This is a genomic window from Billgrantia pellis (assembly GCF_008297955.1).
Taxonomy (GTDB): Bacteria; Pseudomonadota; Gammaproteobacteria; order Pseudomonadales; family Halomonadaceae; genus Halomonas; species Halomonas pellis.
This window is the reverse complement of sequence record NZ_VTPY01000003.1, coordinates 450,279-475,738: the sequence shown is the minus strand read 5'-3', so window position 1 is coordinate 475,738 and position 25,460 is coordinate 450,279. Positions and strand designations below refer to the sequence as shown.

Here is a 25,460-nt window from a genome sequence, read left to right as displayed (position 1 = left end):
CGCTCATGACGCGTCTTCTCTTGTTTCTTTCGGTGCACCAATGAGTAGGAGAACGCCAATTGGCCACACAGAAAACGATTTCCCCGGTCGACGGCTCGGTCTACGTCGAGCGGGAGCAGGCCGACCCGGGGCAGGTCGAGGCGACGTTGATAAGGGCGGTAGCGGCGCAGCGCGAGTGGCGCGAAACGAGTCTCGACGAGCGCGCGCGGGTGTGCTCGGCGATGGTCGATGTCTTCGTCGGGCGACGCGACGAGCTGGCCCGCGAGCTGACCTGGCAGATGGGCCGGCCGATTGCCGTGGCCGGCGGCGAGATCGGTGGCTTCGAGGAGCGCGCACGCACCATGATCGCGCTGGCCGAAGAGGCGCTGACGCCGATCCGGCTGGCCGCAAAATCCGGCTTTACCCGCTACATTACGCGCGAGCCGCTGGGCGTGTCGTTCATCGTCGCGCCCTGGAATTTTCCGTTCATGACTGCGGTGAACGCCGTGGTGCCCGCGATCATGGCGGGCAATGCGGTGATTCTCAAGCACTCCGCGCAGACGCCGCTATGTGCCGAGCGCTTTCAGCAGGCGTTCGACGAGGCGGGATTGCCCGAGGGTGTGTTCCAGCACTTGCACCTTTCCCACGAGGCCACCGAGGCGCTGATCCGCGACGGGCGGGTCGACCATGTTTCCTTCACCGGCTCGGTGCGGGGCGGGGCGATGGTGGAGCGCTCTGTTGCCGGGCGCTTCATCGCCACCGGCCTGGAGTTGGGCGGCAAGGACCCGGCCTACGTCCGCGCCGACGTGAACCTCGACGAGGCGGTGCCCGGGGTGATGGACGGCGCCTTCTTCAACTCGGGGCAGAGCTGCTGCGGCATCGAGCGCATCTACGTGCACGCCTCGATCCTCGACGCCTTCGTCGAGCGAGCGGTGGCCTGGGTGCGCCAGCTTCGGCTGGGTAACCCCACCGACCCCGAGACCACTCTGGGACCGTTGGTTCGCCCTGCAGCGGCGGATTTCGTACGTGGCCAGATCGAAGAGGCGGTCGCCGCCGGCGCCAGAGCCTGGATCGACCCCGGCGACTACCCGCTCTCGCTGCCGGGCAGCGCCTATCTGGCCCCGCAGGTCCTGACCGGCGTCGACCACTCGATGCGGGTGATGACCGAGGAGAGCTTCGGTCCGGTGGTCGGCATCATGCCGGTATCCTCCGACGACGAGGCCGTGGCGTTGATGAACGACAGTGGGTTCGGCCTCACCGCCGCCGTCTTCACCCGCGATGTCGCAATAGGCGAGGCCATCGCCCATCGGCTCGAGGCCGGTACCGTATTCACCAATCGTTGCGATTATCTCGATCCGGAGCTGGCTTGGACCGGGGTCAAGCAATCGGGGCGGGGCTGTTCGCTGTCGCGGATCGGTTATGAAACGCTCACCCGGCCCAAATCCTTTCACTTGAAGCATGCCTGAACCGGCGGCTCAGGAGGCCCACATGACGCTCGACCATTTCACGACGGGTTGGAACTATCCGGCCAACATTCTCACCGGAGCGGGCCGCATCCGCGAGCTGCCCGAAGCATGCAAGGCGCTGGACATGCATGCGCCGCTGCTGGTGACCGACCCGGGACTGGCGGCGTTGCCGATGATGCGGGACTGCGTGCAGGCGTGCCAGGCCGCCGGGCTGCGCATCGCCGTGTTCAGCCAAATCAAGGGCAACCCCACCGGACGTAACGTGCTCGATGGCATGGCCGCCTTTCGCAGCGGCAGCCATGACGGGGTTATCGCCTTCGGCGGTGGCTCCGGGCTCGATGCTGCCAAGGCGGTGGCGTTGATGGCCAATCAACGCGAAGGGTTGTCGCTGTGGTCGCTGGAGGACATCGGCGACAACTGGAAGAATGCCGATGCCCAGGCCATCGCTCCTGTCGTCGCCGTGCCGACCACTGCCGGGACCGGCTCCGAGGTGGGGCGCGCCTCGGTGATTACCGACGAGGCGGAGCATGTCAAGCGCATCATCTTCCATCCCGGCATGGTGCCCGACACCGTCATTCTCGACCCCGAGCTGACCGTAGGCCTGCCGCCGGCGATTACCGCCGCCACCGGCATGGATGCGTTGTCGCACTGCCTGGAGGCGTGGTGCTCGCCCAGTTATCATCCCATGGCCGAGGGCATCGCCGTCGAGGGCATGCGCCGTATCGACCGCTATCTGCTACGCGCCTACAGCGACGGTAGCGACCTCGAGGCGCGCATGAACATGCTGGTGGCGTCGAGCATGGGGGCGACCGCTTTCCAGCGCGGCCTGGGCGCCATGCACGCCCTGGCCCATCCGCTCGGGGCGCTCTACGACGCCCACCACGGAACGCTGAATGCGGTGCTGATGCCCTATGTACTGCGTGCCAACGAGCGCGCCATCGGCGAGCCGATGGTGCGCCTCGGGCGCTATCTCAACCTGGACCAGCCGGGCACGGCGGCGGTGATCGACTGGGTGCTGGGCCTGCGCGAGCGGCTCGCCATTCCGCACACCCTGGCCGAGCTGGGCATCGATATGCGCCAGGCCGACAAGATCGGGCGCATGGCGATGGCGGATCCTTCGTCGGGCACCAACCCGGTCGCCTTCGATGCCGACGCATACCGCGATATTTTCATGGCTGCCGTGGAAGGCCGCCTTTAGGCGTCGTCGGAAGATTGCAGACGAAGCTCAAGGGCTTCTGGGATGGCGGTGCCGTGCGACGGGACGGTGTCCAGGGAAGGTCAATGAAAGGAGATTCACCGATGCGCATCGGGCTATTGCAGTGCGATGACGTGGCGCCAGAACTGCGCGAGGCCCACGGCAACTATCCGGAAATGTTCGCGGCCCTGTTCCAGCGGGCCGACCCCACGCTGGAGTTCCAGGTGTGGCGCTGCCTGGACGGGGAGATTCCCGACGATGTCGATGCCGTCGACGCCTGGATGACCACCGGCTCGAAGTATGGCGTTAACGATGGGCTGCCCTGGGTCGACGAGCTGTGCGACTTCGTGCGAGAGCTGTGGCGCGATGGCAAGCCGCTGGTGGGCATCTGCTTCGGCCATCAGCTGATGGCCAAGGCGTTGGGCGGTGAGGTGGTCAAGAGCGAGCGGGGCTGGGGCGTAGGCATGTCGTTCAACCGCGTCACGGCGCGGGCGGCGTGGATGGAGCCCTGGCAGCCGGGCATCGACCTGCTGGTCAGCCATCAGGATCAGGTCGAGATCCTTCCCCCCGAGGCTACCATTGTCGGCGGCAGCGACTTCTGCCCCCACTACTTGATGCAGGTTGGCGAGCACTTCCTCGGTGTGCAGGGGCACCCCGAATTCACCAAGGCCTACTCCCGAGACCTGATGGCGCTGCGCCGGGAGCTGGTGGGCGACGAGCGGGTGAACCAGGGAGAAACATCGCTGGCCGCCCCGGTGGACGATACCCTGATGGCGCGCTGGATACTGAATTTCCTGCGGCGTGCGATAGCGGCACGCGATTGAGCTCGTAGGCCTGACTCAGCGAAAACGACCGGCACTGCAGCCGGCCAGCCAGGCGGGGGCTTCGCCCTTGAGGCTGGCCACCAGCAGGCGCCCGGTGGTGGCGGCCAGGGTCAGGCCCAGATGGCCGTGGCCGAAGGCGTAGCTGACGCCGGGCAGGGCCGACGCGGGGCCGATCACCGGAAGCGAGTCGGGCAAGGAGGGCCGAAGGCCAAGCCAGGTGTGGCTCGGCTCGCCGAGCGGGCCGAACAGCGCCTCGGCATGACGGCGGATGTAGGCGAGCCGCCTGGGGTTGGCGGGGTCGCCGTTGTGGCCAAGCTCCACGGTGCCGGCGATGCGCAGGCGGCCCTGCATCGGCGTGAGATAGAAGGCGTACTCCCCGGGACTACAGGGGCGGCTGACCAGTCTCCTGACGGTGGGGAACTCCAGATGATAGCCGCGCTCGGAGATCAGCGGAATTCGGTCGCCAGCGGCCAGCGCCAGCGGTTGCGACCAGGGACCCGCGGCGACCACGACCTTTTCGGCTCGCCAGGAGGCCTGGTCGGTATCGATGCCGACGCCGCTGCTGCATGACGCGAGCCCCAGTGCCTTGGCACGCACCCGTCGAACGCCGCGGCCTTCCAGGTGTTCGGCCAAGCGCTGGGCCAGGAGCAGCGGGTCGCTGACGTGGCAGGCGTCGGGAAACAGGATGCCGCCCTGGGCGCGGCCCTCAAGGGCCGGCTCCAGCTCCGCCAGTGCCTTGGCGTCGAGGCGCTCTTGCATGACGCCGAAGCGCTCGCGCACGGCGAACTCGGTCTGGGCCTCGCGCCAGCCCTTGGCGCTGAGATAAAAGCACAGGCTGCCGCGCTGCTGCACGAGGCTGCCGCTCTTTTCCAGGTCGTCGAGGATGAGCCGCCAGTCGTCGACCGCCGGTGCCAGTAGCTCGCTCAGGATGTGAGTGGCCTGGGCGGCGCTGCGACGATTGGCGTGCTGCATGAAGCGCCACAGCCACGGAGCGAGCCCGGGCAGGTGCCGCCAGCGCAGGTGAAACGGCGAGTGCGGCGATAGCAGCAGCCCCGGCGCCTGCCGCCAGATGGAGGGCTGGGCCAAGGGCTCGATGGCGTAGTTGGCCAGCACGCCGGCGTTGCCCGAGGAAGCGGCGGAGCCCGGGGGCTCGGGGTCCACCAACACGACCTCGAAGCCCTGCCGCTGCAGGTGCCAGGCGCAGGCCAGGCCGACGATGCCGGCGCCAATGATCATGACCTCGGCGTGTTGCGGCGACTCCCTCATGACAGCCCTTATTGCACCGTGTTTTCCTCGAAGACCTCATCATGCCCGAGATCACGTCGCAGCCTTTCAACGCCTGGCCGCCTGCCATGGCGCAGCAGGCGCAGACCGTTGGCCACCACGATCAGGCTGGCGCCCATATCGGCGAACACCGCCATCCACAGAGTGGCATGACCACTGAAGGCCAGCGCCATGAATACCGCCTTGAGGCCCAGGGCAATAGTGATGTTCTGGATCAGCAGCGAGCGTGTACGGCGCGACAGGCGCAGGAAATCGGCCAGTCGGCGCGGGTCGTCGTCCATCAGCGCCACGTCGGCGGTCTCGATGGCGGCATCACTGCCTAAAGCCCCCATGGCAAAGCCGATGTCGGCGCGGGCCAGCGCCGGAGCGTCGTTGATGCCATCGCCCACCATGCCCACCGCGCCGTGCTGGGCGCGGGCCTCGATCATGGCCAGCTTGTCTTCCGGCAGCAGCGAGCCGTGGGCCTCGTCGATGCCGGCCTCGGCGGCCACCGCGGACACGCTCGCCGGGTTGTCGCCGCTCAGTATCAGGGTGGTCACGCCCAGGCGATGCAGCGCTTCGACCGCCTCGCGGCTCTCTTCGCGCAGCGGGTCGCCGACGGCAAACAGCGCCAGCGGGCGGGTCTCCTCACCCAGGATCACCAAAGTCTCGCCGCGGGCCTCGTGCTCGGCCAGGTGGGCTTCGAGCGTGCCGTCTATCGTCGCGAACTGCTGCATCAACCGGCGATTGCCGAGCCATACGGCCCGTCCCTCGAACTGAGCGACTACGCCTCGGCCGGGCAGTTCCTGCACGCGGTTCACTTCCAGCGGAACGATGCCATCTGCCTCGGCGGCACGCGCCAGGGCCGCTGACACCGGGTGCGAGGAACGGCCGGCGAGTCCTGCTGCCAGGCCGCGCAGCCTGAGCCGGGTGGGTTCGTCCCGCGTTGGGTCGAGCGGGTGCCAGGCACGCTGGGAGGGGCGACCCTGGGTCAGGGTGCCGGTCTTGTCGAAGGCCAGCGTAACTAGCCGATAGCCCTGCTCGAGCATCTTGCCGCCCTTGATCAGGATCCCCGAGCGTGCGGCGGCCGCCAGGCCACTGACGATGGTCACCGGGGTGGAGATCACCAGCGCGCAGGGGCAGGCGATCACCAGCAGAACCAGCGCGCGATAGACACCTTCGAACCAGCCGATGCCGAACAGCCATGGCCAGGTGAGCGCCACCAGCAGGGCGATGGCGAACACCGCCGGGGTATAGACGGCGGCGAAACGGTCGATGAAGCGCTGGGTCGGGGCGCGGCTGGCTTGAGCCTGCTCGACGGTATGGATGATGCGGGCCAGGGTGGTGTCGCTGGCTGCCCGGGTGGTTCGGTAGAGGAACTCGCTACCCTGGTTGACGCTGCCGGCGAACACGGCCTCGCCCGGTGTCTTGTCCACCGGCAGGCTCTCGCCGGTGATGGGCGATTCGTCCAGCGCCGGGTGGCCTTCGGAGACGCTGCCGTCCAGCGCCAGGCGTTCGCCGGGGCGCACGCGAACCAGGCTGTCGACGGCGACCTCACCGGCCGGGAAGGAACGGAAGCTGCCATCCGGCTGCTGCACGCTGGCGCTCTCCGGTGCCAGGTCGAGCAGTTCGCGAATGGCGTTGCGAGCCCGGCCCAGCGAGCGCGCCTCGATGCGCTCGGCCAGGGTGAACAGCACCAGCACCATGGCCGCCTCGGCCCACTGGCCGATCAGCAGCGCGCCGGTCACCGCCACGCTCATCAGCGCGTTGATATTGAGGGTGCGGTGGCGCAGGGCGATGAAGCCCTTCTTCCAGGTGGGCAGGCCGACCAAGGCGATGGCCGCCAGTGCCAGCGCAGCCGCTAGCCAGGGTTCGGCCAGTTCCCGCCAGTGGCTGGCCTCGGCGGCCAGGGCGAGAACGGCGGCTACGCCGATCTTCCACCATGGCGCCTCGTCGCTGGCGGCCGGCGCGGTACGCTGGGCTGGGTCATCGTGCTCGGCGGTCATGCCGGTGGCGGCAATGCGGTGTCGAATGACCTCCTCGTCCGCATCCCGATGGTGCACGGTGAGCCGGCGGCCGATCAGGTCGAAGTCGAGCCGCTCGATGCCCGGCATGTCTTCCAGTGCCCGGCGCAGCAGTCCCTCCTCGGTAGGGCAGCACATCGCCTCGATGCGCAGGCGCAGCGAAGCGACGCCTGGCTGTGGGTCCTTCGGCCGCGTCGGGGGTGGGGAGGTATCGACGCTGCAGGTGCCGCCGGAGCAGCAGGATCGTTCGGCCATGGTAGAACTCCGTGTCATTGGTCTACCATGATGGAACACCCTGTAGCCACTACAGGGTCAAGCGACTTGTGAGGTGCTCATGAAGATCGGTGAACTGGCCACCCGTACGGGCTGCCCGGTGGAAACCATCCGCTACTACGAGCGTGAGGGGCTGCTACCCGAGCCTGCTCGTAGCAGCGCCAACTATCGGCTGTATGCCGAGCCCCACACCGAGCGGCTGCGCTTCATCCGCCACTGCCGCACGCTGGACATGACGCTAGACGAGATACGTACCCTGCTCGACTATCACGATCACCCGCGCCAGCCGTGCAATGCCGTCAATGGCCTGATCGACGATCATTTGGCTCACGTGGAGGCCCGCATCGAGCAACTGCAGGCACTGCGCCAGGCACTGGCGACGCTGCGCTCGCGCTGCAATGGCGAGACTGATTCCAGCCATTGCGGCATCCTCCAGGAGCTGGCCCAGCCAGCTCTGCGTGAACTTCCCGCCGACACCGGCGAGCCCAGCCACGTGCCGGGGCCGCACCGGAGCTGATCGGCCGTTTCACTCGAATCGATCTGCCTGGAGCCGGGCGGCATGCTCCCGCACCCGCTCCAGCATGGCGCTGGCGGCGGCGGAGAGAGGGGTACGCGTCGGCGTGATGATGCCCAAGGTGCGGGGCATGCGCGGTCCCGTCAGCGGTCGCCAGCCGATGCCCTCCGAGGAGATCTGACGAAAGCTCAGCGAGGGCAGGGCGGAAACGCCGAGCCCGGCAGCGACCATACGACCCGCGGTACCAATCTGGCTGACCTCACACATCAGATCCATCTCGCTCCCTAGCGTCTGCAGTACCTCCTCGATCGCCTGGCGCGTGCTGGAGAGGCGACTGACGGCGATGATGGGATAACGCAACAGCGACTCCCAGCTCACCTCGTCGTGAGCGAGCAACGGGTGCCCCACGGGACAGACGGCCACGAAGTGATCGTCGATCAGCGGCTCGAAGCGGGTCGCCTCCGACCCCGAGGGCCGTACCGAGAAACCGATGTCGGCGCGCTGGTCGCTGACCAGATCGTCCACCTGATTGGCGAGCACGTCGTGCACGCTGATGGCGATGTTGGGGTGACGGCGACGGTAGTCGGCCAGCACGGCGGGAAGGAACCCGGCAGCAAGAGTCGGTAGTGCGGCCAGGGTCACCTTGCCGCGCTGTTTGTTAAACAGCTCGCCGAGATCGCCCAGCGCCTCCTCCCAGTCGCCGATAAGACGCCTCGCCGTGGGCAAGAAGACTCGCCCCTCGGGGGTGAGCTGTACCCCGCGGGGCGAGCGGTTGAACAGGACGCCTCCCACCGCCTGCTCCAGCTTGCGAATGGCGATGCTCAGCGCCGGCTGGGAGAGATGCAGGCGCTCCGAAGCCTCGACGAAACTGCCGAGATCGGCGATGGCAACGAAGGCCTTGAGCTGACGAATGGAGGGTTGCATAAATAAATTAAAAGTCTCGTTCGATTAATTATATTAGACAAATAACAGCTGAGTTTTCCATTCTGAAGGCGGCCGAACGTATTTCCGTTCTGGACGACAACCGACAACAATCCATTCAGATGGAGCAAACGCCAATGTTCTCCCTCAAAAAGCCGCTGACGGCTGCGCTGATCGGCGCAAGCCTCGTGGCAATCTCTTCTCAGGCCGACGAGCAGTTACTGATTGGCTCTACGTCCACCTCCTCCAGCCAGTACGGCTACTTCGTCGCCGTGGGGCAGATCATCAATCAGCAGGTTCCCGAGACGAGTGCCTCGGTGGTCGAAACCGGCGCCACCGTGGACAACCTCAGGCGTATCCTGCGCGGCCAGGTGGACATGGGCCTGGTGACGACCAACGTGGGCTATCACGCCTACGCCGGAGAAGGCGAGTTCGCCGAGCGCCCGGTGGACAACCGTCTGCTGTGGGTCTATTCCCAGGCACCGCAGAACGTGGTGATGCGCGAGGATGCCGGCGTCGAGTCGATGGCGGACCTCGACGGGGTGCGGCTCAACCCGGGTATCACCGGTTCCGCTACCGAAGCCACCACCGTGGCGGTCATGGAGACGCTGGGCATCGAGCCGGAGTACGTTCGCGGTTCCACCACCGACGTGGTCGCGGGGGTCAAGGACAACCGCATGGCCGGCTACGTCAAGTCGGGGGTGGGCAATAAGCTGGACGGCTCGTCGCTGGATATCGCCACCTTCACGCCGATCGGGGTGCTGTCGCTCACCGACGAGCAGGCGAATCTGCTTCGCGAGCGGATGCCCGACATCTCGGTGGTGGAGATTCCCGAAGGCGCCGCAGAGGGCATTCCCGCCTATACCACCTGGAGCTTTGGCCTGGCCATGCATTCGGGCCCTGACCTCGATGAGGAGACCGCCTATCAGATCGTCAAGGCGGTGATGGAGAATCCCGAACCCCAGGTCAGCGCACTGGCCAACCTGGCCGAAGTGGACCTCGCCGAGCTGACTCTGAATAGCGGTACCGTACCGCTGCATCCCGGAGCCGCACGTTACTTCGAAGAACAGGGCTACGAGATTCCCGAGCGGCTTCGGCCGGTGGAATGAGGCAAGGAGCCCGGTCCCATGCGTGAAAAAAGCCTGATGCTCGTCGCCTTGGTGCTGGGGGGCTTCATCCTCTACACTTCGGCGGTGGGGCCATTCGAGAGCCTGGTGCATCGCAGCGTATTCCTGGCGCTGGTGATCGGGCTGGGCCTGCTGACCTATCCCCTCGGCGCCGGCACTCGCTGGCGCCCGCTGGGCATCGTCGTCGATGCGATACTGGCGACGGGCGCCATCGGCGCCAGCCTCTACGTGACCCTGCATGCCGACGAGATCCTGACCACCTTGCCATGGGCCACCTCACGGGACATGCTCCTTGCCGGTGTGTTGGTAGTGGCCATCCTTGAGGTGGCGCGGCGCGCCATCGGCTGGATCTTTCCCGTGCTGGTGCTGGTCGGCATCGCCTACGCGCTGTTCGGCAACCGGCTCTCCGGTCCGCTGAGCCATCGCGGTTTCGATAGCGCCTTCGTCACCGAGACGCTGTACCTCGGAGATCTGGGTATCTGGGGCATGCTGCTGGGCGTGGCCGCCACGACCATCGCCGCCTTCGTGCTGTTCGGCAGCCTGCTGCTGCATACCGGCGGCGGCCAGACCTTCATCGACCTGTCGATGCGCATCGGTGGGCGCAGCCAGGGCGGGGCGGCCAAGATCGCCACCGTGGCTTCGAGTCTCTTCGCCATGGTCAGCGGCAGTGCCGTGGCCAACGTGGCGACGACGGGCAACTTCACCATTCCCATGATGAAGCGGCTGAAGTACCCGCCGGCTTTCGCCGGCGGCGTGGAGTCGGTGGCGTCGACCGGCGGCCAGATCGCGCCGCCCATCCTGGGCGCGGCGGCCTTCATCATGGCCGAGATCCTGGGTATCAGCTACGTGACCATTGCGCTTGCCGCGCTGCTGCCCGCGCTGCTTTTCTACGTCGCGGTGTTCTTCACCCTGCACCTGGTGGCGGTACGAAGGGGCCTGCCGCTGGTCCCCGAGACGGAGCTCCCGACCTGGAGCGAGGTGCTTACGCCCAAGCGCATCGTGCCGATACTGGCTGCCCTCGGTGGGCTGTTCGGCGGCGTGCTGCAAGGCTACTCCATTCAGTTCTCGGCCTTTCTTGGTGTGGCGCTGCTCCTGGCAAGTTATGTGGTATTCGCTGCGCTCGGGCGCACTTCGCCGAGGCGCATGGCGCATATGCTGGTGTCCGGCCTGGAGGATGCCGGCAAGGGCATGGTGATTATCGGCGTGCTGTTGGCCGGGGCGCAGATTCTGGTGGCCATGCTCAACCTGACCGGCATCGGCGTCACGCTCTCCACGCTGGTGGTCAGCGTCGCCGGCGAACAGCTGTTCCTGGTGGCCCTGATCGTCGCCGTGATCTGCCTGATCATGGGCATGGGCATTCCCACCACGGCGGCCTACGTACTGGTGGCGGCGGTGCTGGCGCCGGCATTGACCCGCATCGGCGTCGAGCCACTGGTGGCGCATCTGTTCGTGTTCTATTTCGCCACCATCTCGGTGATCACGCCGCCGGTGTGCATCGCCGTATTCGTCGCCGCCGGCATCGCCCAAGCGGGTTGGCTGCAGGTGGCCGGCCATGCCATTCGCCTGGGTGCCACCACTTATATCATTCCGTTCCTGATCCTCGCCTACCCGGGGTTGATCGGGCTGGGCGACACCTGGGATATCGGCCTGGCCGCGATCAAGGCGCTGGCCTTCGTGCTGGCCTTCGCCGGCGTGCTGGGCGGCGCTCGGTTGACCGGCCGGCGCTCGCTCGATGCGCTGGCGCTGGCGCTGGCCGGGATCCTGTCGGTTCTGCCCATGGCATTGCCGAGTCTGGCCGGTGTCATGACGGTGGCCGGACTGTACGGCTGGGCCTGGCAAACCGCACGTCGCGATGCGCGGCTGCCTCAAGGAGCGGGGTCATGAACCAAGGACGACGCATGCGACAGATCGCAATCATTGGCTGCGGCACCATCGGGGCAAGCTGGGCCGCCTACTTTCTCTCCCGAGGCTTGACGGTACTGGCTCACGATCCCGACCCGGCGGCACGGGTGGCCTTCCGGGAGCGGGTCGCCGCCGACATGACGGCGCTCGGCGCAGAGCCGCTTACGCCGCGGCTATGTGACACGGCGGCAGGAGCGGTCGCCGAGGCCGATCTGGTGGTGGAAAACGCCCCGGAATCGATCGATCTCAAGCGGAGTCTGCTGCGCGAGCTGCAGGCGGCGGCTCCCGCATGGACGATCGTGGCCAGCAGCACGTCATCGTTGAAGCACTCCGATATCGTCGGCGAGGTGGCCGACCCGGGGCGGGTGGTCATCGCCCATCCCTTCAACCCGCCGCACCTGGTGCCGTTGGTGGAACTCTATGGGCCCGACGCCTCCGTCGTCGCTCGCCTCGCTGACTTCTACCGTGCCATCGGCAAGCAGCCGGTGATAATGCGCCGGGAGATGGTGGGGCACATCGCCAACCGGCTCTCCTCGGCGCTATGGCGCGAGGCGCTCTACTTGCTGCAGGAGGGGGTGGCCAGTGTCGAGGACATCGACCGCGCCGTCACTGCGGGGCCGGGACTGCGCTGGGCCATCCAGGGACCGTTTCTTACCTATCACCTGGGGGGAGGCCAGGGCGGCATTCGCCACTACCTCGACCACCTCGGCCCCAGCCAGCAGTATCGCTGGGCGAGCCTGGGCGAGCCGACCATGAGCGACGCGCTCAAGACGCGTGTGGTGGAGGGCGTGGAAAAGGCCACCCGAGGAGAGGCACTCGATGTGCTGTTCGCCCGTCGCGACGCCCGCTTGGTGGCGCTGCAGCGGACTCTGGGCGAGGCGGCCAACGAGGAGATGACGCCATGAGCGAAACGAACGCAACGACACCCTGCCTGCTGACGGTCGCGCCCAACGGCGCTCGGCGCGGCTATGACGATCATTCCGCCATTCCGCTGACGCCCGGTGAGCTCGCTCGCGATGCGCGTGCCTGCCTGACGGCGGGAGCCGCCATGATGCATCTGCACGTGCGCGAACCGGACGGGCGCCACCTGCTCGATGTCGGTGCCTACCGCGAAGCGCTGGCTGCCATTCGCGAGGCGGTCGGCGACGCCATGGTGCTGCAGGTCACCAGTGAGGCGGGCGGACGCTATCGGCCCTTCGCGCAGCGTCGGGTCATCGCTGAGCTGCAGCCAGATGCCGTGTCGCTGGCGGTACGCGAGCTCTTCGCCGAGCCGGCGGAGGCCGAGGCGAGCGGTGCGCTATGCCGCGAACTGGCCGAGGCGGGTACCTCGATCCAGTACATCGTCTACTCGCCTGAGGAACTCGTTGCTTTCCATTCGCTTCGCGAGCGCGGCATCGTTCCCGGTGGACCGGCGTGGCTGCTCTTCGTGCTGGGGCGCTACGAGACGCCTCCGGTAGCCGACCCCTCGCGTCTGCCCGCTTTTCTCGAGAGGCTCACGGTGGACGACCGCTGGGCGGTTTGCGCCTTCGGCCCCACCGAGGCTGAATGCATGGGCCTGGCCGCCCGACACGGGGGGCACGCGCGGGTCGGCTTCGAGAACAACCTGTGGCGGCCCGACGGCGTGCGCGCCGCGGACAATGCCGAGCTGGTGAGTCTGGCGCGACGGCGGATCGAGGCCGAAGGACGCCGGTTGATGACTCCGCGGGAAGCGCGGGCCTTCCTCGGCTTGATCAGCCGCGCAGGGGAGAGGCAATCATGACAGTGGTGATTGGATGCGGTGCCGGATTCTCCGGCGACCGTACGGATGCCGCCGGCCCGCTGGTCGACGCATTGCTCGGCTACGATGCGCCGCGCGCGCTGATGTTCGAGACCCTGGGCGAGCGCACCCTGGCGGCCGCGCAGCTGCGCCGCGTGCAGAATCCCGAAGGCGGCGACGAGCCATTGCTCGAGGCCTTTCTCGCCCCGGTGTTGGGCGACTGTCTGGCCAACGATATCAGCGTGCTCGGCAACTTCGGCGCAGCCAACCCCGGAGCCGCCTGCCGACGCATCGCCGAGCTGACGAGCGCGGCGGGTTTCGCCGAGGCGCGCCTGGCCGTGATCGAGGGCGACGACGTGCGCGAGCGTCTCGGTGAACTCGACTGGACGGCCTGGGAGGGAGAGCGCCGCGAACTTCCCGACGCGGCTCGCGTCGTGGCCGCCAACGTCTATCTTGGCGCCGAGCCGCTGATCGAGGCGTTGGCGAAACGTGCCCAGGTGGTGATCGCCGGGCGCGTGGCCGATCCGTCACTGGCGCTGGCGCCGCTGTGTCACCATCACGGCTGGGCCATGGACGATTGGGATCGCCTGGCGGCCGGCGCCTTGGCGGGGCATCTGATCGAGTGTGGGGCCCAGGTCACCGGTGGCTATTTCGCCGACCCAGGGGTGAAGGAGGTGCCGGGCATGGCCGAGCTCGGCTACCCGCTGGTGGAGGTCGAGCGCGACGGACGCTTGGTCGTCACCAAGCCGGCCGGCACCGGCGGGCTGGTCACCGAGCAGACGGTCAAGGAGCAGTTGCTCTACGAGATCCACGATCCCGCGGCTTATGTCACGCCCGACGTGATACTCGACCTGACCGGCGTCGAGATACGCCAGATCGGTCGCGATCGGGTGGCCATCCACGGTGTCCGCGGCAAGCCTGCGCCGTCGCGGCTCAAGACCACCATCAGCTTTCTCGACGGTCACCAGGGCGAAGCGGAAATCTCTTATGCCGGGCCGAATGCGGCAGCACGTGCGCGATTGGCACGCGATACCCTGCGCGAGCGTCTGGCGCGGCGCTGCCCGCCCGACCTGCGTATGCGTTTCGATCTGATCGGCGTGTCCAGCGTGTTCGATGGTGACGAGATGCCTTGGCGCGAGTCGTCCCGGTCAACGGTGGAGGACGTGCGGCTGCGCCTGGCGGTGGAGCATGCCCGTCGAGAGGTGGTCGAGCTGGCGACACAAGAGCTGCTGGCGCTCTACTGCTGTGGGCCGGCGGGAGGTGGGGGCGTCCGACGTCACCATGAACCACGACTCAAGACGGCCTCCTTCCTGGTGCCGCGCGAGCAGGTGACGCCAACGGTCGTGCTCAATCGGGGAGGCGAAGCATGAATAACGACGTTACGCTGCTGCATCGCTACGCCCATGCCCGGGCGGGCGACAAGGGCGATCGACTCAACCTGGCGGTATTCGCCCACGACACGCGCCATTACGCCTGGCTGCTCGAACAGCTCAGCGAGGCTCGCGTCATGACCCTGTTTCACCATCGTGGCGTAACCGCGGTGCGCCGCTATCCCATGCCCAATCTGGGTGGGGTGAACCTGGTGCTCGACGACGTGCTGCAGGGTGGGGTCAATGGCGCACTGAACCTGGATGGCCATGGCAAGACGCTCTCGGCGCTGTTGCTGTCGCTGCCGGTGACTCCGCCACCCGGCGTCGCTTGAGCGGTCGTCAGCCTCGGGCATGCCAAGACCCGCTCGCAGAGGGCTCACCCTTCCCCGGCGGCGCCGGGGAAGGGTGAGATACGGCGCTTACTTTTCGAAATAACGCTGGTAGATTTCGTCGTACGTGCCGTTTTCCTTCAGCGTGGCCAACGCCTCGTTGAAACGCTCGGCCAGCGCTTCGTCGCGCGGACGGAAGGCGATGCCGAAACCGTCGCCGAAGTACTCCTTGGGCTCGGTGATCATCTCGCCCACCACCTTGTATTCCCGCTCCTCGCTGTCGAGCAGAGTGGACTTGCCCACCGGGAAGTCGAGGAACACGATATCAAGGCGCTCGGCCTCCATGTCCAGCACCATGTCGTCGGCGGTGGAGTAGCGGCTGATATCGGCCACGTCGCCGTAGTGGTCGGTGACGTAGTTGTCCTGCAAAGTGCCGCGCTGTACGCCGATGGTCAGGCCGTCGAGGTTTTCGGTGCTGGGCTCGTCGATATCGGCTTCCTCGGGGGCGAACCAGGCGGAAGGCGGCGTGATGTACGGGTCGGAGAACAGCACGGTGGCGCGGCGCTCATCGTTGATGGTCATCGACGACATGATGGCGTCGTATTTGCGCGACAGCAGGCCGGGGATGATGCCGTCCCACTCCTGTTCGATCCATTCGCAGGTCACACCGATCTCTTCGCACAGGGCATTGCCCAGCTCGATGTCGAAACCGGTCAGCTCGCCTTCGGGCGTGCGGTACTCCATCGGCTCGTAGGGCACGTCGACGCCGAAGCGCACGTGATCGTAATCGCGGGCCTGGGCGTTGCCGGCGGCCATGGCAAGGCCCAGCAGGGATACTGTCAGCAGTTTTTTCATCGTTCGTTTCCCTTTGTTGTCGTTCGTGCACCGTTTGGGTGACGTCGCGCCTGAATTTAGCGCAGCTGCGCCGGGGCCGAAAGTCCCCGGGCGCGGTTTTTCCAACGCCTGTTTGACGTTGATCAGGTGCCGTTGAGCGGCTTGAGATGCGCCAGTAAGCGTTTCTCCAGGTAGCGGAAGAAATAGAGAATCATGAAGGTCAGGCAGAGATAGATCAGCGCGGCAAAAATGAACGCCTCGAAGGGAGCATAGTAACGTGCATACACGAAGCGTGCCGCGCCGGTGATGTCCATCAGCGTGACCACGCTGGCGATGGCGCTGGCATGCAGCATGAAGATCACCTCGTTGCCGTAGGCCGGCAGGGCGCGCCGAAAGGCGCTGGGAAGAATGATGCGACGCATCGTCAGCCCCTGCGACATGCCGTAGGCCCGGGCCGCCTCGATCTCGCCGCGCGATGTCGCCTTGATCGCGCCGTGGAAGATCTCGGTAGTGTAGGCGGCGGTATTGAGCGTGAAGGCAATCAGTGCCGGGTAGAACGCTTCCTTGAGAATGGGCCAGAACATGCTCTGCTGGATGCCGTCCACGAACACCACGCCGTAATAGATGATATAGAGCTGGACCAGCAGCGGCGTGCCGCGAAATACGTAGGTGTAGAAATAGACCGGCAGCTTGATCCAGCGATGTTTCGAGCCGCGCAGGATCGCCAGCGGAACCGCCAGCACCAGCCCGACCAGCAGCGACAGGAAGACCAGTTGAGCGGTGGTGACCAGCCCGGTCCAGTAGTAACCGAGGGTCTGCGGGGTGAAGATGACGTTGCCTTCCAGCAGGGCGGCGAGCCATTGGTTCAGTGGTTCCATGTCAACGCTCCCCGAAACCGATGTTGTAGCGTTTTTGCAGGCGGGCGAAGAGCCACTCCGATACGCTGGCGATCAACAGATAGATGATCGCTACGGGGACCAGGAAAGTGAACGGCTCATGGGTGGCACGAGAGGCCTCGGCGGCGACGCGCACCATATCGGAGAGACCGATCACCGAGACCAGGGCAGTGGTCTTGAGCAGTACCATCCAGTTGTTGGAAAGCCCCGGCAGCGCGTGGCGCATCATCAGAGGGAAGCGAATGCGCCGAAACACCAGCCACGAGCCCATGCCGTAGGCCTTGGCCGCCTCGATCTGGCCGTGATCCACTGCCATGAAGGCGCCACGAAAGGTCTCGCCCATGTAGGCGCCGAAGATGAAGCCGATCGTGATCACTCCAGCGACGAAGGCGTTGAGGTCGATGTACCAGTCCACGCCGAACCGGTCATAGAGCATGTCGGTGATCATGTTGAGCCCTATCTGGCCGCCGAAGAACAGCAGCATCATCAGCACCAGGTCGGGCACACCGCGAATCAATGTGGTATAGAGCGTGGCCGTGCGATGCAGCAGCCAGTTGCGCGACATCTTCGCGCTGGCGGTCAACAGACCGAGCAGAACGGCCAGAGCCAGCGACAGCACCGCCAGTTGAATCGTGACCCCGGCACCTTCGAGCAGGCGAGGGCCGTAGCCATGAAGATCGAGCATGATGTCTCCCTCAATACTTCGGCGCCAGGAACTGCTTGAGCCGCGGCGAGGTGGGATTGACCAGCACGTCCTGTGGCGTTCCGGCTTCTTCGATGAGGCCTTGGTGTAGGTAGATGACCTGGCTCGAGACGTCGCGGGCGAAGCCCATCTCATGCGTCACCACGACCATCGTGCGGCCTTCCTCGGCCAGGTCGCGCATGACCTTGAGCACGTCACCGACGAGCTCCGGGTCGAGCGCCGAAGTGGGCTCGTCGAACAGCATGACCTCGGGATCCATGGCCAGGGCGCGCGCAATGGCGCCGCGCTGCTGTTGGCCGCCCGACATCTGCGCCGGGTAGGCGTCGGCGCGCTCGGTCAGGCCGACTCGATCGAGCAGGGCGCGTGCCTTCTCAACCGCTTCCTTGCGCGGCACGCCGAGTACGTGGATCGGCGCCTCGATGATGTTCTCCAGCAGCGTCATGTGAGCCCACAGGTTGAAGCTCTGGAACACCATCGACAACTTGGCGCGCATGCGCACGACCTGCTTCCAGTCGGCGGGCTCACGGCCGTGTCGGGTCTGCTTGAAGTGAATCTCCTCCCCGTGAACGATCAGGTCGCCCTCGTCGGGTTGTTCGAGCAGGTTCATGCAACGCAGGAAGGTGCTCTTGCCAGAGCCGGAGGCTCCGATCAGAGTGATGACGTCCCCTTTCCTGGCCTGGAGAGACAGGCCCTTGAGGACTTCGGTGTCGCCGAAGCGCTTCTTGATATTGCGCACTTCGAGGGGAATCGGGGTATCGGCCATGAGACGGGCTCCAGATCGGGACGAGTCGCCGGGGCGACGGCCGTTTAAGCGGGCAGGCTCGAAAAAGGGGCGATTCTAACAGGCCTTGACGCTTTGGGCAGGGTGGTCTGGATGCGGTTTCGTTGGACGATGGTCGATAGGAAGGATATGAAAACACATTTCTTTGCTCCAGGTTATTCTTATCAGGTAGCTGAAAACGTTGGAAAATGACTTTTCTTGAGATGTTTTTTCTCGAATTAGTGGGGCGGGTCCGTGGGCCGGGCCAGCAGGGCGGCGCGCGCGCCGAGTTCCACCGCGGCATTGGGAAAGACCACGCTCAGCGGGGCTTCCTCGACGATGTAGGGACCGGCCTCGGCGTCCACGGCGAGTTGGGTGCCGGGTGCGAATTCGGTGAAATTCGGGGTGTCGTCGTCAAAACACAGGCGGAAGTCGTGCGACCGTCGCACCAATTCATGCGCGACGCGGAAGAACACCATACGCTCGGTGGTCGCCTCGGCGGGCTCGCGCCCTTCGAGCAGTGCATCGAGTAGCTGCCCCATCGGAGCGAGCGGCGTCAGGTCGTTATGGCCGAAGGGCAGGGCGCGGCCCAGTTCCAGCGTGAAGGCTTGAGCGCCGTGATAGTGTTTCGAATAGTGCGAGAAGGTCCAACTGTGACGGTGCTGGTGCAGCACTGCCTGGATATCCGCCGCCGCCAGCCAGCGCCACTGCTCGGGACGGGTGGGAGAGTCGGCGTAGGGCTCGACCACGAAGCGGGGAAAGCGGCTGTCGCGAATCGCCGTATGCAGGTCGTAATGCAGCCGTTGTCGATCGGCATGCCGTGCGAAGAAGGCATCCACGGCCGCCATCAGCGTTCGGGCGCGATCAGGCTCCATGCCCGCTTCGTCGAGGTCGCGGCGGAACAAGCGGTTGAGGTTGGTATCGACATAGCGCGCACCGCGACGGATCGCCTCGGGATTCCCCAGTATCACCAGCACGGGGGCGCCCAGTGTCTGTCGCCCGGCCTCGAGCCGTGCCAGGCAATCTCCCAGAAGCTCGATGGGCGCCGTTTCATTGCCGTGGATACCGATCGAGAGCACGCAGGCCCGAGCGGTGGCGTGACAGGTGTCGGGCGACAGTTCGAGAATGCCCGGCTCATGAAGGAAGAAACGCCCGCCGGCGAGCCGGCCCTCGCGTGCGGTTGCGGTGTCGGTACCTTCCAGACTGCGTGCGATCCATTCCGCCAGCATGGCCTGTGTCCTGGTCATGTGAGTCTGGCCACCATCCGGCCACGCGAGCGAGATCACAACCCCTCGCGTCGGGTTGGTGAAAGCCCGGGTGCGATATTGAAACTGGTGTGGAAACGGCGGAAAGCGTCGCGAGCGCTGAATGGGGCAGGCGACATCAGCCTTTTTACGTGCCGACCTTTGGCCAATAGGGGGGGAACCGGGCGAGGGCTAAGCTGGCGCATGCCACCCGCCGGCCAGGAGCCCGACATGCCGAGCCTCAAGCCCGATAGCGCCATCGACCTTACCCGACAGCTCAATGCGCACTATGCCGTCGAGGGGGAGGACGGTGAAACCTTGCTGACCCGATTGCGCGGTGCCTTCGCGGCGGCGGGTCGCGATCCCGATCGCTTGAGCCTCGACGATATCGCCGGCATCGATCAGCTGCACCTCGGTGGCCGGCGCGCAAGCCGCGCGCTTGCCGAGCTAGGGGAGCTTGATGGGGGCAAGCGCGTGCTCGACGTTGGCTGCGGCACCGGGGGCGCCGGTCGACTGCTGGCCGCCGAGTATGGCTGCGACGTCACCGGGATCGACGTGACCGCCGCTTTCGTCGGCGTGGCCGGCTGGCTCAGCGCCGCCACCGGGCTCGCTTCGCCTACCCGTTTTCTTTGCGCCGATGCCGGCCAAGTGCCGTTGCCGGCGGGCAGCGTGGAGATCGTGTGGTGTCAGCATGCGCTGATGAACATGCCCCACGTACCGCGCGTACTGGCGGAATGGCAGCGGCTGCTCGTACCCGGCGGACGGGTCCTGCTGCATGAGGTGGTCGCCGGCGACAACCCCGAGCCGCTGACGCTACCGGTGCCCTGGGCGCGGACCCCGGCCACCAGTCATCTGCGCGATCGCGAGCGGCTGCAACGCGACCTGGCGCTGGCGGGCTTTGAACCGCTGGAGGTGAGGGACGTCTCAGACGAGGCGCTGGCTTGGCGGCAGGCCCACAGTCAGCGCGAGCAAGCGGCGGGACCGGCGGGGTCGTCTGCGGGCTCACTGCCCGGTCCCGGGCTCCTCTTCGGAAGCGATTTCGCACAAATGGGACGCAATCTGAGAGATAACCTGGCGGCGGGCAAGGTACGCATCCTGGCTGGCGTATGGCATGGCATGCGTCGATAGGGTCGAATGCCTGCAACGAAAGGCTTCGCTTTTCTTCACGCCACCCCTTTCTATGCTGTAGGTAGCCCTCGGTCCTAGCCGGGGAAGTCTGAAACACGAAAGGAGGCGGAAGATGACCAAGGTGCTCGTGCTCTATCATTCCATGTACGGCCACATCGACACCATGGCAAAGGCGGTGGCGGAGGGGGCCCGCCAGATCGACGGCGTCGAGGTCGAGGTCAAGCACGTGCCGGAGACCATGGATCCGGAGGCCTTCGCTAAGGCCGGCGGCAAGACATTCGACACTCACGAAGCCAAGCCCCAGGAACTGGCCGATTACGATGCCGTGATCTTCGGCACGCCGACGCGTTACGGCAACATGACGGGGCAGATGCGCACCTTCCTCGATCAGACAGGCAGTTTATGGGCCAAGGGGGCGCTGCGCGGCAAGGTAGGCAGTGTGTTCACCTCGACCGGCACCGGCGGCGGCAACGAGACCACCATCCTCACCTCCTGGACCACACTCGCGCACCACGGCATGTTGATCCTCCCGATCGGCTATGGCCTCGAAGCACAGTTCGACGTTTCCAGCGTGCAGGGCGGCTCGCCTTACGGCGCGGCGACACTGGCCGGTCCCGACGGCTCGCGCCAGCCCACCGAGCATGAAAAGGAGCTGGCTCGTCTGCAGGGCAGGAGCGTGGCAGAAGTGGCGAAAAAGCTCGCGGCTTAGGGAAACGTCGCTGCACGCGGCACCGTCCAGGCTGTGCCGAAATTCCACAAAGAAGGCGCGGCCGTGAAGCCGCGCCTTTATTATCGAGCATGGCGATGGGAGCCATGATCAGACCTACGGCCCATGCTCAGTTGCTTTGCATGGCCTCTTGCAAGGTCTGATTGTCATCGAGCTCCTCGTACTGGTCGCTACCGTAGTCGCCGGATTCGCCGCTATCGCTGGATTCAACCACCAGCTCACCCTCGTTGCGGATCTCCAGTTCATCGACCGGATAGCCCATTTCGTCTTCGCCGAAGCCGAGGAAGCCGCCCTCGGAGATGACGATGTAGGCCTGGTTGCTCTCGGTGTCGCGAACCACCCGTTCGACCTCACCGATCTCTTCGTCATTCTCACGGCTGAAGACGGTCTGGCCCTCGATGTCGCTGACCTGCATGCTCATGACATCATTGGCTTGTGAGGCCTGATCCTGAGAAGCCTGATCGGAACTCTGCTCGTCGGAGTCTTGCTGCTCGTCCGGGTTGCGAATCTCGGCCTCGGCCTCTTCGGCGGGCTCGACCTCGACGTTGGGCTCACCTGTCTGTTCGACGGTAACGTTGGGTTCGGCCTGCTCCACGTCGACGTTGGGATCCTGCTGCTCGATGGTGACCTCGGGCGGATTCTGTTCAACGGTCACATCGGGCGGTTCCTGCTCGACTTGTACCTCGGCCGGTTCCTGATCGACGTTCACATCGGCGGGTTCTTCCTCAACTTGGATCTCGGCAGAACCGCCGCCTGACTGGGACTGGCTACTCGGATCCTGAGTGCCCTCCTCATTCATCTGTTGCTGCTCGCTCAGGTGCTGGGAATCTTCTTCCTGCGCATCCTGGGCGAGAAGCCCATGACTCAGACCGGTGCTCAGGGCACCTACTGCAATGGCAATTGCTGTCCTTTTCATGCCTTCCTCCTTTCCTCATTGGCTTGCCTTGTGGGCTTGCCCCTTAAAGGCTAGTCAACCTTGCGATGACGTCATCCCTTGGTTACCAAGAAAAACAAAAGAATGAAAATGCTCACATTCCGAAAGGAAAACCGCCACGAAGACGATGCGCCGTCGCGCGAAGAACGCGACCAGGCGCCTTGTCACGGGCACGAGCCCTGAGCCGCTACCCGAGCCAGGCGCCGCGGGTTGCAGTATAGAGCGTATAGATCGACTGGCTGGCGGTCATGAATAGGCGGTTGCGCGCCTTGCCGGCGAAGCACACGTTGGAGCAGACCTCCGGCAGCAGAACGCGGCCGAGCAGTTCGCCCTGGGAAGAGAAGACCGCGACGCCGTCGATGCCTTCGCCTCCGGCCGCGCTCGACCAGATATTGCCGTCCTCGTCGCAGGCCATGCCATCGAAGATGGTGTCCTCGCTGCTGACCACGACTTGCCGGTCACTGACGCTGCGGCCCTCATCGTTCAGCGTCCAGCGAACGATGCGAGCCGGCTCGTCGGAGTGGGTCGGGGCGCTGTCGCTGACATAGATGCCTCGGCCGTCCGGTGTCAGCACAATGCCATTGGGCTTGATGATCTCCTCGCTCAGGAGAATCGGCTCGTCGAGCCCGTCGTCGACGAAATAGATCGCCGTCTCCAGCTCCAGCTCACGCTTGCTGCCTTCGTAGTCGAAGTGAGCGCCGTAGCCGGGATCGGTGAAGATGACGCCGCCGGAGGGCAGGGCGACCAGGTCGTTGGGCGCATTGAGCGGTTTGCCCTGATAGCGCTCGGCCAGCACCGTGGTACTACCGTCCCATTCGTAGCGCAGCACACGTGGCGGGGTGTGCTCGCAAGCCACCAGCCGACCCAGCGCATCGAAGGTATGGCCGTTGGAATAACCCACGTTGTGCCGCAGCACACTGACCTGATTCGTGGCCTCGTCCCAGCGCATCTGCCGCGCGCGCGGGATATCGCTGAACACGACGTAACGGCCCACGGCATTCCAGGCGGGACCTTCGGTCCAGAAACCGCCGCTCCAGTGACGCTCGAGCGGGGTATTGAAAATGGTGTAGTTCTCGAAGCGCGGATCTTCGATCTTCCAGGCTTCGCTGGGATAGCGGGCGGGAGGCGAGGCTTGCGGCCCGCGGTAGGCGAACAATTGGGGCGTCATCCCGGCGGCGGTCAGGGCGGCCGTTGCCGAGAGGAACTGTCGGCGTCCGAGTTTCATGGGGTTGTCCTGGCTGTTCTTAAGCATATCGGAGTGAGCAAGGCGAACCGTGCCGCCTCCAGACAAAGGTAGAAGCTCCAGCCGAGAAAGCCAGTCATCGGCGCTTTCTGGCCGCAAGGATTTTGACGAACCCATGGTGGCAACTCCTCCCACTTTGTTATCGCCGACAGCATGACGGTTTCATGAGCGAGCATCGCAATGTCTTCATCTCTATTTGGATGAAAAAATTCACGAGGCAGCGTTGAAGCATCAATGTAACAATGAGGGGAAATTGATGAATAACGTGTAGCCATTGGAGGGTGGTCCAATGCCCGCGAACCGAAACGCCAGAAGAAAGTGGGGGGCTCGGGTCCTGGCTCCTCACGAAGTGGCGAAATATGCGGCGGATATTCGCCAGCTCACTCGGAATGAACAGGAGCGTCAAGCTGGCGAGTTGCTAAAGGGAGTCGGTCTCGATGACTTCCTCGACAAGATACTGGCCAGAGCCGATTTTGCAGTACTGAACGTCGAAGGCAAGTGTTGCGGTTTTTGTGCCTTCTATACTTACGAACCCGCGCTCGATACGGCATTCATCACGCTATTTTTGGTGACGCCGAACGTCCGGCGAAGCGGCATGGCACGTAGTGTGCTCGAAGTCGTGGCGGGAGCGGCGCTTCAATACGGGTTTCGCTATCTGACGCTAAAGGTCCGCCAGGACAATACGCCCGCGATCCACTTTTATCTAAGCCAGGGTTTCCAAATTGCCGAACGACATGGAGGAGATATTGTAATGTCCCTCGAGATGACGGCGCTGGATGGCCCTAATGGCAACGACGCAGACAAGAGAGGTTCGAGGTTTTTTTCGATGAATAAACAAAAGACGGAGCTGTGCGTATGAAGTCTTGATGCGTTCGAGAGTGCGATCGCCTCGTTCGAGTCGTCAAGAAGCATCGGACATATGACTGCCCCCGATGCGGGTTCGAGGGCAGTGTGGACGGAGCGCATCAGCCGGCGATGCGTTCTGCGATGGCGCGACCCAGGCTTTCTGTACTGCCAGTGCCGCCGATGTCCGGCGTGAGCACGGCCTCGTCGCTCGCCTCGAGCACCGCCTCGAAGGCGGTGACAATGGCGTCACCGGCTTCCTTGTGGCCGAGGTGCTCGAGCATCATCGCGGCGGACCAGATCTGGCCGATGGGGTTGGCGATCCCCTTGCCGGCAATATCCGGCGCGCTGCCGTGGACCGGCTCGAACAGGCTGGGGAAGGTGCCCTCGGGGTTGATATTGGCCGAGGGCGCCACACCGATGGTGCCGGTGCAGGCAGGACCCAGGTCGGAGAGGATGTCGCCGAACAGGTTGCTCGCCACCACTACGTCGAACCAGTCGGGATGCATGACGAAGTTGGCGGTGAGAATGTCGATATGAAACTTGTCGACGCTCACTTCGGGATAGTGGCCTGCCATGGCCTGAACCCGCTCGTCCCACCACGGCATGGTAATGGCGATGCCGTTGGACTTGGTGGCGGAGGTGAGTTTGCGGCGTGGACGCGACTGAGCCAGGTCGAAGGCGTATTTGAGCACCCGATCGACCCCGGTGCGAGTCATCACCGTTTCCTGGATCACGACCTCGCGCTCGGTGCCCTCGAACATCTTTCCCCCCACGCTGGAATACTCGCCCTCGGTATTCTCGCGCACCACGTAAAAATCGATGTCGCCGGGACGGCGGTCTGCCAGCGGACTCTTGATGCCTGGCAGCAGCTTGCATGGGCGCAGGTTGACGTACTGGTCAAAGCGACGGCGGAATTGCAGCAGCGAGCCCCATAGCGAGATGTGATCCGGCACCGTATCGGGCCAGCCCACCGCGCCATAGAAGATGGCGTCGAAATCCTTCAACTGCTCGAACCAGTCGTCCGGCATCATCTGGCCGTGCTGGCGGTAGTAATCGCAACAGGCGAAATCGAAAGGCTGCAATGACAGATCGATGCCGAAACGCTTGGCGGCGGCTTCCAGGGCGCGCAGCCCCTCGGGCATCACTTCGTTGCCGATGCCGTCTCCGGGAATGACGGCGATACGATGGGTCATGATCGGTTC

The 25,460-nt window shown here is 65.1% G+C and carries 24 protein-coding genes; 13 read left to right on the top strand and 11 right to left on the bottom strand.

From position 1 onward, the window contains the following. Positions 1-59: 59 nt before the first annotated feature. The 3 genes from F0A17_RS08035 (at position 60) to F0A17_RS08025 (ending at position 3,464) form a co-directional block, all read left to right on the top strand. Entirely contained in the window at positions 60-1,445 is a 1,386-nt protein-coding gene (locus tag F0A17_RS08035; protein WP_149327827.1) for an aldehyde dehydrogenase family protein, read from the top strand. 22 nt (positions 1,446-1,467) lie between these two features. After that, on the top strand, positions 1,468-2,643 hold the full coding sequence (locus F0A17_RS08030; RefSeq protein ID WP_149327826.1) for an iron-containing alcohol dehydrogenase: 1,176 nt from the start codon (positions 1,468-1,470) through the stop codon (positions 2,641-2,643). A gap of 83 nt (positions 2,644-2,726) precedes the next feature. After that, on the top strand, positions 2,727-3,464 hold the full coding sequence (locus F0A17_RS08025; RefSeq protein ID WP_323849409.1) for a glutamine amidotransferase-related protein: 738 nt from the start codon (positions 2,727-2,729) through the stop codon (positions 3,462-3,464). A 15-nt stretch (positions 3,465-3,479) separates the two neighbouring features. Here F0A17_RS08025 and F0A17_RS08020 read toward each other — a convergent pair whose 3' ends face one another. Together F0A17_RS08020 and F0A17_RS08015 are read right to left on the bottom strand one after the other, a co-directional pair. After that, on the bottom strand, positions 3,480-4,730 hold the full coding sequence (locus F0A17_RS08020) for an NAD(P)/FAD-dependent oxidoreductase (RefSeq protein ID WP_149327825.1): 1,251 nt from the start codon (positions 4,728-4,730) through the stop codon (positions 3,480-3,482). Between the two features lie 8 nt (positions 4,731-4,738). After that, the gene (locus F0A17_RS08015) at positions 4,739-7,006 is read right to left on the bottom strand and encodes a heavy metal translocating P-type ATPase (protein WP_149327824.1); all 2,268 of its coding nucleotides are present in this window, start codon (positions 7,004-7,006) and stop codon (positions 4,739-4,741) included. Between the two features lie 79 nt (positions 7,007-7,085). Here F0A17_RS08015 and cadR point away from each other — a divergent pair, with 79 nt between their 5' ends. After that, on the top strand, positions 7,086-7,541 hold the full coding sequence (gene cadR / locus F0A17_RS08010; RefSeq protein ID WP_149327823.1) for a Cd(II)/Pb(II)-responsive transcriptional regulator: 456 nt from the start codon (positions 7,086-7,088) through the stop codon (positions 7,539-7,541). A gap of 9 nt (positions 7,542-7,550) precedes the next feature. Here the strand turns inward: cadR and F0A17_RS08005 are convergent, their stop codons facing one another. Further along, positions 7,551-8,462 carry a LysR family transcriptional regulator gene (locus tag F0A17_RS08005; RefSeq protein ID WP_149327822.1) on the bottom strand — a complete coding sequence of 304 codons (912 nt, stop codon included), beginning with the start codon at positions 8,460-8,462 and terminating at the stop codon, positions 7,551-7,553. Between the two features lie 134 nt (positions 8,463-8,596). Between F0A17_RS08005 and F0A17_RS08000 the strand changes: the two genes are divergently transcribed. Genes F0A17_RS08000 through F0A17_RS07975 form a run of 6 tightly spaced genes read left to right on the top strand, consistent with a single transcriptional unit; the run spans position 8,597 to position 14,946 of the window. Continuing rightward, positions 8,597-9,568, top strand: coding sequence for a TAXI family TRAP transporter solute-binding subunit (locus F0A17_RS08000; protein WP_149327821.1), 972 nt, complete (start codon positions 8,597-8,599; stop codon positions 9,566-9,568). An 18-nt stretch (positions 9,569-9,586) separates the two neighbouring features. Continuing rightward, positions 9,587-11,470, top strand: coding sequence for a TRAP transporter permease (locus tag F0A17_RS07995; RefSeq protein WP_149327820.1), 1,884 nt, complete (start codon positions 9,587-9,589; stop codon positions 11,468-11,470). Beyond that, positions 11,467-12,393, top strand: coding sequence for a 3-hydroxyacyl-CoA dehydrogenase NAD-binding domain-containing protein (locus F0A17_RS07990; RefSeq protein ID WP_149327819.1), 927 nt, complete (start codon positions 11,467-11,469; stop codon positions 12,391-12,393). Before F0A17_RS07995 ends, F0A17_RS07990 begins: the two co-directional genes overlap by 4 nt. After that, positions 12,390-13,247 carry a beta-keto acid cleavage family enzyme gene (locus tag F0A17_RS07985; RefSeq protein ID WP_149327818.1) on the top strand — a complete coding sequence of 286 codons (858 nt, stop codon included), beginning with the start codon at positions 12,390-12,392 and terminating at the stop codon, positions 13,245-13,247. Before F0A17_RS07990 ends, F0A17_RS07985 begins: the two co-directional genes overlap by 4 nt. After that, on the top strand, positions 13,244-14,614 hold the full coding sequence (locus F0A17_RS07980) for an acyclic terpene utilization AtuA family protein (RefSeq protein ID WP_149327817.1): 1,371 nt from the start codon (positions 13,244-13,246) through the stop codon (positions 14,612-14,614). The genes F0A17_RS07985 and F0A17_RS07980 overlap by 4 nt, the downstream gene beginning before the upstream one ends. After that, entirely contained in the window at positions 14,611-14,946 is a 336-nt protein-coding gene (locus F0A17_RS07975) for an AtuA-related protein (protein WP_149327816.1), read from the top strand. Before F0A17_RS07980 ends, F0A17_RS07975 begins: the two co-directional genes overlap by 4 nt. A gap of 87 nt (positions 14,947-15,033) precedes the next feature. Here F0A17_RS07975 and F0A17_RS07970 read toward each other — a convergent pair whose 3' ends face one another. The 5 genes from F0A17_RS07970 to F0A17_RS07950 form a co-directional block, all read right to left on the bottom strand. Beyond that, positions 15,034-15,798, bottom strand: a complete 765-nt coding sequence (locus tag F0A17_RS07970; RefSeq protein WP_149327815.1) for a transporter substrate-binding domain-containing protein — start codon at positions 15,796-15,798, stop codon at positions 15,034-15,036. Between the two features lie 122 nt (positions 15,799-15,920). After that, a complete protein-coding gene (locus F0A17_RS07965) occupies positions 15,921-16,655 on the bottom strand; it encodes an ABC transporter permease (protein ID WP_149327814.1) in 735 nt (244 codons plus the stop codon). A 1-nt stretch (position 16,656) separates the two neighbouring features. Continuing rightward, a complete protein-coding gene (locus F0A17_RS07960) occupies positions 16,657-17,358 on the bottom strand; it encodes an ABC transporter permease (RefSeq protein WP_149327813.1) in 702 nt (233 codons plus the stop codon). 10 nt (positions 17,359-17,368) lie between these two features. Next, on the bottom strand, positions 17,369-18,139 hold the full coding sequence (locus F0A17_RS07955; RefSeq protein WP_149327812.1) for an ABC transporter ATP-binding protein: 771 nt from the start codon (positions 18,137-18,139) through the stop codon (positions 17,369-17,371). A 236-nt stretch (positions 18,140-18,375) separates the two neighbouring features. Further along, the gene (locus F0A17_RS07950; protein WP_149328210.1) at positions 18,376-19,365 is read right to left on the bottom strand and encodes a succinylglutamate desuccinylase; all 990 of its coding nucleotides are present in this window, start codon (positions 19,363-19,365) and stop codon (positions 18,376-18,378) included. Positions 19,366-19,611: 246 nt separating this feature from the next. Between F0A17_RS07950 and F0A17_RS07945 the strand changes: the two genes are divergently transcribed. Together F0A17_RS07945 and wrbA are read left to right on the top strand one after the other, a co-directional pair. Beyond that, a complete protein-coding gene (locus F0A17_RS07945) occupies positions 19,612-20,508 on the top strand; it encodes a class I SAM-dependent methyltransferase (RefSeq protein WP_149327811.1) in 897 nt (298 codons plus the stop codon). Positions 20,509-20,620: 112 nt separating this feature from the next. Continuing rightward, complete coding sequence (gene wrbA / locus F0A17_RS07940; RefSeq protein ID WP_149327810.1) at positions 20,621-21,217, top strand: NAD(P)H:quinone oxidoreductase; 597 nt, start codon at positions 20,621-20,623, stop codon at positions 21,215-21,217. A 127-nt stretch (positions 21,218-21,344) separates the two neighbouring features. On the opposite strand, the gene F0A17_RS07935 is transcribed toward wrbA, so the two are convergent. Next, on the bottom strand, positions 21,345-22,151 hold the full coding sequence (locus F0A17_RS07935; RefSeq protein ID WP_149327809.1) for a PRC-barrel domain-containing protein: 807 nt from the start codon (positions 22,149-22,151) through the stop codon (positions 21,345-21,347). 205 nt (positions 22,152-22,356) lie between these two features. Next, positions 22,357-23,394 carry an SMP-30/gluconolactonase/LRE family protein gene (locus F0A17_RS07930; protein ID WP_149327808.1) on the bottom strand — a complete coding sequence of 346 codons (1,038 nt, stop codon included), beginning with the start codon at positions 23,392-23,394 and terminating at the stop codon, positions 22,357-22,359. A 307-nt stretch (positions 23,395-23,701) separates the two neighbouring features. Here F0A17_RS07930 and F0A17_RS07925 point away from each other — a divergent pair, with 307 nt between their 5' ends. Continuing rightward, a complete protein-coding gene (locus F0A17_RS07925; RefSeq protein ID WP_149327807.1) occupies positions 23,702-24,271 on the top strand; it encodes a GNAT family N-acetyltransferase in 570 nt (189 codons plus the stop codon). Positions 24,272-24,377: 106 nt separating this feature from the next. On the opposite strand, the gene F0A17_RS07920 is transcribed toward F0A17_RS07925, so the two are convergent. Continuing rightward, a complete protein-coding gene (locus tag F0A17_RS07920) occupies positions 24,378-25,451 on the bottom strand; it encodes a tartrate dehydrogenase (RefSeq protein ID WP_149327806.1) in 1,074 nt (357 codons plus the stop codon). Positions 25,452-25,460 lie beyond the last annotated feature (9 nt).

Excerpts from the sequence above, each read along its gene's own strand:
- F0A17_RS08030 (WP_149327826.1), top strand. The coding sequence starts at position 1,468 with ATGACGCTCGACCATTTCACGACGGGTTGGAACTATCCGGCCAACATT.
- F0A17_RS08025 (WP_323849409.1), top strand. The coding sequence starts at position 2,727 with ATGAAAGGAGATTCACCGATGCGCATCGGGCTATTGCAGTGCGATGAC.
- F0A17_RS08020 (WP_149327825.1), bottom strand. The coding sequence starts at position 4,730 with ATGAGGGAGTCGCCGCAACACGCCGAGGTCATGATCATTGGCGCCGGC.
- F0A17_RS08015 (WP_149327824.1), bottom strand. The coding sequence starts at position 7,006 with ATGGCCGAACGATCCTGCTGCTCCGGCGGCACCTGCAGCGTCGATACC.
- cadR (WP_149327823.1), top strand. The coding sequence starts at position 7,086 with ATGAAGATCGGTGAACTGGCCACCCGTACGGGCTGCCCGGTGGAAACC.
- F0A17_RS08005 (WP_149327822.1), bottom strand. The coding sequence starts at position 8,462 with ATGCAACCCTCCATTCGTCAGCTCAAGGCCTTCGTTGCCATCGCCGAT.
- F0A17_RS08000 (WP_149327821.1), top strand. The coding sequence starts at position 8,597 with ATGTTCTCCCTCAAAAAGCCGCTGACGGCTGCGCTGATCGGCGCAAGC.
- F0A17_RS07995 (WP_149327820.1), top strand. The coding sequence starts at position 9,587 with ATGCGTGAAAAAAGCCTGATGCTCGTCGCCTTGGTGCTGGGGGGCTTC.
- F0A17_RS07990 (WP_149327819.1), top strand. The coding sequence starts at position 11,467 with ATGAACCAAGGACGACGCATGCGACAGATCGCAATCATTGGCTGCGGC.
- F0A17_RS07985 (WP_149327818.1), top strand. The coding sequence starts at position 12,390 with ATGAGCGAAACGAACGCAACGACACCCTGCCTGCTGACGGTCGCGCCC.
- F0A17_RS07980 (WP_149327817.1), top strand. The coding sequence starts at position 13,244 with ATGACAGTGGTGATTGGATGCGGTGCCGGATTCTCCGGCGACCGTACG.
- F0A17_RS07975 (WP_149327816.1), top strand. The coding sequence starts at position 14,611 with ATGAATAACGACGTTACGCTGCTGCATCGCTACGCCCATGCCCGGGCG.
- F0A17_RS07970 (WP_149327815.1), bottom strand. The coding sequence starts at position 15,798 with ATGAAAAAACTGCTGACAGTATCCCTGCTGGGCCTTGCCATGGCCGCC.
- F0A17_RS07965 (WP_149327814.1), bottom strand. The coding sequence starts at position 16,655 with ATGGAACCACTGAACCAATGGCTCGCCGCCCTGCTGGAAGGCAACGTC.
- F0A17_RS07960 (WP_149327813.1), bottom strand. The coding sequence starts at position 17,358 with ATGCTCGATCTTCATGGCTACGGCCCTCGCCTGCTCGAAGGTGCCGGG.
- F0A17_RS07955 (WP_149327812.1), bottom strand. The coding sequence starts at position 18,139 with ATGGCCGATACCCCGATTCCCCTCGAAGTGCGCAATATCAAGAAGCGC.
- F0A17_RS07950 (WP_149328210.1), bottom strand. The coding sequence starts at position 19,365 with ATGCTGGCGGAATGGATCGCACGCAGTCTGGAAGGTACCGACACCGCA.
- F0A17_RS07945 (WP_149327811.1), top strand. The coding sequence starts at position 19,612 with ATGCCGAGCCTCAAGCCCGATAGCGCCATCGACCTTACCCGACAGCTC.
- wrbA (WP_149327810.1), top strand. The coding sequence starts at position 20,621 with ATGACCAAGGTGCTCGTGCTCTATCATTCCATGTACGGCCACATCGAC.
- F0A17_RS07935 (WP_149327809.1), bottom strand. The coding sequence starts at position 22,151 with ATGAAAAGGACAGCAATTGCCATTGCAGTAGGTGCCCTGAGCACCGGT.
- F0A17_RS07930 (WP_149327808.1), bottom strand. The coding sequence starts at position 23,394 with ATGAAACTCGGACGCCGACAGTTCCTCTCGGCAACGGCCGCCCTGACC.
- F0A17_RS07925 (WP_149327807.1), top strand. The coding sequence starts at position 23,702 with ATGCCCGCGAACCGAAACGCCAGAAGAAAGTGGGGGGCTCGGGTCCTG.
- F0A17_RS07920 (WP_149327806.1), bottom strand. The coding sequence starts at position 25,451 with ATGACCCATCGTATCGCCGTCATTCCCGGAGACGGCATCGGCAACGAA.